This window comes from Pseudomonas sp. Irchel 3H7 (assembly GCF_900187605.1).
GTDB lineage: Bacteria > Pseudomonadota > Gammaproteobacteria > Pseudomonadales > Pseudomonadaceae > Aquipseudomonas.
On sequence record NZ_FYEA01000026.1, the window covers coordinates 21,210 to 28,416 of the forward strand.

The following is a 7,207-nucleotide window of genomic DNA, read 5'->3' on the forward strand; positions in this document are numbered from 1 at the left end:
AGCTTATTGGCAAGCTTCGCAATCCGGCTCGTCGATCGCGCAAGCCTTTGGCACTGGAGCAGGACCGGCAGGTGCTGCCAGAACCGAATCGTCGCCGTGGTTGCCGCCGCTGGAAACAGCGTTCAGCTTGCCGGTGTTGATGGTCGACTTCTCGGTGCTGGTCGCGGCCAGGGCACGGAGGTAGTAAGTGGTTTTCAGACCACGGTACCAGGCCATGCGGTAGGTCACGTCGAGCTTCTTGCCCGATGCGCCGGCGATGTACAGGTTCAGCGACTGGGCCTGGTCGATCCACTTCTGACGACGGCTGGCGGCGTCAACGATCCACTTGGTGTCCACTTCGAACGCGGTCGCGTAGAGCTCTTTGAGTTCTTGCGGGATGCGCTCGATCTGCTGAACCGAACCGTCGTAGTACTTCAGGTCGTTGATCATGACCGAGTCCCACAGACCGCGAGCCTTGAGGTCGCGAACCAGGTACGGGTTGATCACGGTGAATTCGCCCGACAGGTTCGATTTCACATACAGGTTCTGGTAGGTCGGTTCGATCGACTGCGATACGCCAGTGATGTTGGCGATGGTCGCGGTCGGTGCGATGGCCATGATGTTCGAGTTACGAATGCCTTTCTGTACACGGGCGCGAACCGGTGCCCAGTCGAGGGTTTCGTTCAGGTCGACATCGATGTACTTCTGGCCACGGGCTTCGATCAGGATCTGTTGCGAATCCAGCGGCAGGATGCCTTTGGACCACAGCGAACCCTGGAACGTCTCGTATGCGCCGCGCTCGTCAGCCAGGTCGCAGGAAGCCTGGATCGCGTAGTAGCTGACCGCTTCCATCGACTTGTCGGCGAACTCGACGGCAGCGTCGGAACCGTAAGGAATGTGCTGCAGGTACAAAGCGTCCTGGAAGCCCATGATGCCCAGACCGACCGGACGGTGCTTGAAGTTGGAGTTCTTCGCTTGTGGCACCGAGTAGTAGTTGATGTCGATAACGTTATCGAGCATGCGTACAGCGGTGTTCACGGTGCGTTCCAGCTTGGCGGTGTCCAGCTTGCCGTTGACGATGTGGTTCGGCAGGTTGATCGAACCCAGGTTGCAAACAGCGATCTCGTCCTTGTTGGTGTTCAAGGTGATCTCGGTGCACAGGTTCGAGCTGTGAACCACGCCGACGTGCTGCTGCGGGCTACGCAGGTTGCACGGGTCTTTGAAAGTCAGCCATGGGTGGCCGGTTTCAAACAGCATGGAGAGCATTTTGCGCCACAGGTCTTTGGCCTGGATGGTCTTGAACAGTTTGACCTTGCCTGGGTATTCGGTCAGCGCTTCGTAGTACTCGTAGCGCTCTTCGAAGGCTTTACCGGTCAGGTCGTGCAGGTCCGGCACTTCGGATGGCGAGAACAGGGTCCACTTGCCGTCATCGAAGACACGCTTCATGAACAGGTCAGGGATCCAGTTGGCAGTGTTCATGTCGTGGGTACGACGACGATCATCACCGGTGTTCTTGCGCAGTTCGATGAACTCTTCGATGTCCATGTGCCAGGTTTCCAGGTAGGCACAGACAGCGCCTTTGCGCTTGCCACCCTGGTTAACGGCAACGGCGGTGTCGTTCACTACTTTGAGGAACGGAACAACGCCTTGCGACTTGCCATTGGTGCCCTTGATGTACGAACCCAGTGCACGCACCGGCGTCCAGTCGTTGCCCAGACCGCCAGCAAATTTCGACAACATGGCGTTGTCGTGGATCGCGTGGTAGATGCCCGACAGGTCATCCGGCACGGTGGTCAGGTAGCAGCTCGACAGCTGTGGACGCAGGGTACCGGCGTTGAACAGGGTCGGGGTCGACGACATGTAGTCGAAGGACGACAGCAGGTTGTAGAACTCGATCGCACGGTCTTCTTTCTGCTTCTCTTCGATCGCCAGGCCCATGGCCACGCGCATGAAGAAGATCTGCGGCAGTTCGAAACGCACGCCATCCTTGTGGATGAAGTAACGGTCGTACAGGGTTTGCAGACCCAGGTAGGTGAATTGCTGATCACGCTCGTGGTTGATCGCCTTGCCCAGTTTTTCCAGGTCGAAGGAGGCCAGCACAGGGTTCAGCAGTTCGAACTCGATACCTTTGGCGATGTAAGCCGGCAGCGCCTTGGCGTACAGGTCGACCATTTCGTGGTGAGTGGCGCTTTCGGCCACACCGAGGAAGCCCAGGCCTTCGGCACGCAGGGTGTCCATCAGCAGGCGGGCGGTGACGAACGAGTAGTTCGGCTCACGCTCGACCAGGGTACGGGCGGTCATCACCAGCGCGGTGTTGACGTCGGTCAGGGCCACGCCGTCGTAGAGGTTTTTCAGGGTTTCGCGCTGGATCAGGTCGCCGTCGACTTCTTCCAGACCTTCGCAGGCTTCGGTGACGATGGTGTTCAGACGACCCATGTCCAGCGGCGCCAGGCTACCGTCGGCACGGGTGATGCGGATCGACGGGTGAGCGTTGACCGCTTCTTCGGCCGGTGCGTGGGCAGCGCGCTCTTTCGAACGACCGTCACGGTAGATCACGTAGTCGCGAGCGACTTTCTGCTCGCCGGCACGCATCAGGGCCAGTTCGACCTGGTCCTGGATTTCTTCGATGTGGATGGTGCCGCCCGATGGCATGCGACGCTTGAAGGTTGCAGTGACCTGTTCGGTCAGGCGCGCAACAGTGTCGTGGATTCGCGACGAAGCGGCAGCGGTGCCGCCTTCAACTGCGAGGAACGCTTTGGTGATAGCGACGGTGATCTTGTCATCGGTGTAAGGAACGACAGTGCCATTGCGCTTGATCACGCGCAGTTGACCAGGCGCGGTGGCTGCCAGATCCGAATTCGAATCGGCGGCCTGCGGCAAGGTGCCCTGCGGGTTCTCGCGAGTTGTGTCGGTTTGCATGGGTGTCTCCACGTTCTCTATGTTTGTTTGGGCACCATCACGGTGCCCACCGTTCCGTCCTGAAGCACTACAACCGGCACGCGCCGGGCATAACGACTTCGGGACAGTTCAGGAAGAGGGCCTTGTGAGCGCCGCTTCCATGCCGAAGTCTTCGGTTCACGCGATACGCGTATCACCGCATTCCTTTCGGGGAGCAGTTTCGCCACTGCAACACCCGTACCGTAAACACCGTGATCGGCGCAAAAACGGTAGCCATCCGCAGGCGCGGTTTGGGCTTTCGAAAATACGTTTGGTTCAACCAGACAATGGCAATAAAAAGCCTTGAATTCACTGCCGGGTTTGTGTTTGGTTTTTTAGCGTCAAACCCTACATGTAGGGTTTTTTTGCGCTCGGGCTACAAGATAATGCGTTTCAGGGGGGGATTGCAACGTACTACCTGTGGATAAGCCTGTGCGTAAATTGTGTAAGAAACTTCGAAAATGCGTGTAGGCCGCGAACCTGCTGAGCTAGACCGTCTGTCACTGTTTTTTCACCGGGAAAAACGCTTCAGCGGATTTTTAAGGGCGCGAACCCTATCACAAAAAACCGCCTTGTCCGAACGCATTTACCGACTTGTGTTCTGGCTGTACGCCGTTTATACAATCGGTCCATGCACAGGCATTCTTATCCTCCAGAAACATGACAAAAGGACGGGAGGATCACGCTAAATATCGCGTACCTCTGTAGGAGCTGCCGAAGGCTGCGATCTTTTGATCCTGATCTTGAAAAGCAAGATCAAAAGATCGCAGCCTCGTTTCACTCGACAGCTCCTACAGGGATTGTGTGTCTGGGCAATCGCCTTCCTTTTATCAATAACAATAGAAAGCAGAGGTCACCGGTGGAGCAACAAGCCTTTCAGGTATTGATCGTCGAGGATGACCAGCGATTGGCCGAACTGACGCGCGACTACCTGCAAGCCAATGGACTGCGCGTGGACATCGAAGGTAACGGTGCGTTGGCGGCGGCGCGGATCATCAAGGAGCAGCCGGATCTGGTGATCCTCGACCTGATGCTGCCCGGCGAAGATGGCCTGAGCATTTGCCGCAAGGTGCGTAATCAGTATGACGGGCCGATTCTGATGCTCACTGCGCGCACCGACGATGCCGATCAGATCCAGGGGCTTGACCTCGGTGCCGACGATTACGTGTGCAAACCGGTGCGCCCACGGCTGTTGCTGGCGCGAATCCAGGCGTTGCTGCGCCGCAGCGACACACCCGAACCGGTCGCCGAGAAATCCCGTCGTCTGCAATTTGGTCCGTTGGTAGTCGACGACGCCTTGCGCGAGGCGTGGCTGAGCGACAATGGCATCGAACTGACCAGCGCCGAATTCGATCTGCTCTGGCTGCTGGTGTCCAACGCCGGGCGCATTCTGTCGCGCGAAGAAATTTTCACCGCACTGCGCGGCATCGGCTATGACGGTCAGGACCGTTCGATCGATGTGCGCATTTCGCGCATTCGCCCGAAAATCGGTGACGACCCCGACCATCCGCGCCTGATCAAGACCATCCGCAGCAAAGGTTATCTGTTCGTGCCTGAAGCCTGCGTAGATCTGCCGCTGTGAACTCGATCTTCCTGCGCATCTACGGCGGCATGTGCGCAGCGATCATTCTGGTGGCGGTGCTCGGCGTGCTGGCGCTCAACCTGCTTAATCAGGTGCGCAGCGAGCAATATCGCGAGCGGCTGGCCCACGGCACGTTCTCGCTGATGGCCGGCAATCTGCAACCGATGAACGAAACCGAGCGCCATCGCGCGTTGCTGGTGTGGGAGCGGTTGCTGGGGATTCCGCTGGCGCTGAAGAAGTTTGCCGAGACCGATCTCGATCTGTCCCAGCGCACCCGCGTACAGCGTGGTCAGGCGCTGGTCGAGCAGACCGGGCCGCACGCGGCGAAAGTCTATCGAATGGTCAGCGACAAAGAGCAACTGGTGCTGGTGGGGGAAGTGCAGCAGATCAGCGAACAACTGGCCCGCGCGACCATTTACCTGCTGGCCGATGAACTGGTGCGCGTACCGGTCGGCGAGCAGCCCAAGCGCCTCGCGCAGATAAAGGAAGAAAAGGGTTTCGGTTTCGATCTGCGCCTGGTCACGGTGAATGATGCCGACATGGACGAAGACCAGAGCCGCCGCGTGGCCGAAGGCGACACCGTCATGGCGCTGGGCAAGGGCGGCGATTCGATCCGCGTCTTTGCCGGCATGGTCGGCACGCCGTGGGTGCTGGAGATCGGCCCGCTGTATCAGATGAACCCGTATCCGCCGGAATGGCTGGTGCTGATTGCTGCACTCGGCCTGACCCTGATCGGCCTTATCGTTTATTTGTTGGTGCGTCAGCTCGAACGCCGTTTGCGTGGCCTCGAAGCGGCGGCCACGCGGATTGCCAAGGGCAGCCTGGAAACCCGTGTGCCAGCGCGCGGTGCTGACTCGGTCGGGCGCCTGGCGTCGGCGTTCAATGGCATGGCTGAGCACTTGCAACAGCTGCTGGCGATTCAGCGCGAACTGGTGCGCGCGGTGTCCCATGAATTGCGCACACCGGTGGCACGCCTGCGTTTCGGCCTGGAGATGATCGGTTCGGCAACCACGCCGCAAGCGCTGGAAAAGTACCGTGAAGGCATGGATCACGACATCGAAGACCTCGATAAGCTGGTCGATGAAATGCTCACCTATGCGCGGCTGGAACAGGGTTCGCCGGCGCTGACCTTCCAGCGCATCGATCTCGATGCACTGGTCAATCAGGTGATCGAGGAACTGGCGCCGTTACGCGCCGAGGTCACGGTGCAGCGTGGTTTGTGCCTGTCTGCTGCGGATAACGATGATGCCTGGGTCGAAGCCGAGCCGCGCTATCTGCACCGGGCGCTGCAGAATCTGGTGAGCAACGCGATGCGCCACGCCCGTTCGAACGTGACGGTGAGTTATCAGGTCGGGCAATTGCGCTGTCGCGTCGACGTCGAGGACGACGGTCCGGGTGTGCCGGAGGTCGCGTGGGAGCGGATTTTTACCCCGTTTCTGCGTCTGGACGACAGCCGTACGCGGGCGTCGGGCGGGCATGGTCTGGGCTTGTCGATTGTGCGGCGGATCATTCACTGGCATGACGGCCGGGCGATCATTGGCAAGAGCAAGAGTCTGGGTGGGGCGTGTTTCAGCCTGAGTTGGCCGAGGAATCAGGAGCGCCGCTAGGTATTTGCGGTGATTGTGCTGGCCCCATCGCTGGCTTGCCAGCGATGAGGCCCGGACAGGCGCTAAAGATTTCAGGCGTGGATACTGACCAGACTCAACAACTGCCCATCCTGCACCCCGAACTGCGCCTCCAGTTCAGTGCCGTTGCGCCACTCGGCAGACAAGTCCGTCAACAACCGCAACCGGACTTCACCGGCCTCAGTCCATTCCAGCACTTCAGCATGCTCGAAATAAAAGCGCTGCTGCACGATCGGATACAGCGCCTTGAACAGACTTTCTTTCACCGAAAACGTCAGTGTCACCAGCAACGCCAACTGATCTCGCGAGGCGGCCGTCATGCGCTGCATTTCAGGTGGCGTCAGAATCTCCCCGGCCAGACGCTCGGCACGTTCGGTACTCAGCAGATTTTCCAGATCCATTCCCAGCCCGCGCCAGTGTCGTTTGTTGGCAACAATTGCCGCCGCACGACCGGTGCTGTGGGTGATCGAGCCGCAGATATGTGCCGGCCATATCGGCGCGCGGTCTTCACCAATCGCTGGGACAACGCTGCTGCCTTCCAATTGTCGCAACGCCGCGCGGGCGCAAATACGCCCGGCGAGGAATTCCGCCTGCCGCTTGGCCACCGAACGCTGAATGCTCGGCGGTGCTACCACGGCACTGCGCTGAAAGTCATCGCCGAGCAGTCGGGCCGGATCGAAGTGGGTGCTGAGCAGCACGGTGTCGGCCAATACCGTCGGCAACGGCCAGTGGCTGTCGAGTGCGGTGCAGCAGGCGGGGAGGGCGGGGGTGAGATTCATGGCGGGCATTTTGCCGGTTAGTCGCGGCAAGGTCGAGATCGGTGGTGCGGCTTTCGCGAGCAGGCTCGCTCCCACACTGGATCTATGCCGCCCAGAAGATCCTCTGTGGGAGATTCTATGGTTGAGGGGAAGCCCTCAACTGACTTTTGTCTGATATTCGCTTTGCCTTTTCAGCAAGGCGAATACCACCCGAGCAAGTTTGCGAGCCAGCATCACCAACGCCTGCGTGGTGCTGAAACCCCGTGCTCTTTGGGCTTCGTAAAACCCTTTCCAGGCTTTCGTACGGCTAGCCGACATCGCTGCGT

Annotated in this window: 4 protein-coding genes and 1 pseudogene; 2 read left to right on the forward strand and 3 right to left on the reverse strand. The window is 59.4% G+C overall.

Annotated features, from left to right (window positions below; genetic code table 11):
• Positions 1-3 precede the first annotated feature (3 nt).
• Entirely contained in the window at positions 4-2,898 is a 2,895-nt protein-coding gene (locus CKW38_RS29110) for a ribonucleoside-diphosphate reductase subunit alpha (protein ID WP_095114529.1), read from the reverse strand.
• Between the two features lie 877 nt (positions 2,899-3,775).
• On the opposite strand from CKW38_RS29110, the gene CKW38_RS29115 reads away from it, so the two are divergent.
• Together CKW38_RS29115 and CKW38_RS29120 are read left to right on the forward strand one after the other, a co-directional pair.
• Positions 3,776-4,498 carry a response regulator gene (locus CKW38_RS29115; RefSeq protein ID WP_007917532.1) on the forward strand — a complete coding sequence of 241 codons (723 nt, stop codon included), beginning with the start codon at positions 3,776-3,778 and terminating at the stop codon, positions 4,496-4,498.
• Complete coding sequence (locus CKW38_RS29120) at positions 4,495-6,105, forward strand: ATP-binding protein (RefSeq protein WP_007917529.1); 1,611 nt, start codon at positions 4,495-4,497, stop codon at positions 6,103-6,105. Before CKW38_RS29115 ends, CKW38_RS29120 begins: the two co-directional genes overlap by 4 nt.
• A 71-nt stretch (positions 6,106-6,176) precedes the next feature.
• On the opposite strand, the gene CKW38_RS29125 is transcribed toward CKW38_RS29120, so the two are convergent.
• Together CKW38_RS29125 and CKW38_RS30520 are read right to left on the reverse strand one after the other, a co-directional pair.
• Entirely contained in the window at positions 6,177-6,902 is a 726-nt protein-coding gene (locus CKW38_RS29125) for a 4'-phosphopantetheinyl transferase (protein WP_007917528.1), read from the reverse strand.
• 135 nt (positions 6,903-7,037) lie between these two features.
• A pseudogene (locus tag CKW38_RS30520) lies at positions 7,038-7,207 on the reverse strand (IS110 family transposase); the annotation flags it as partial.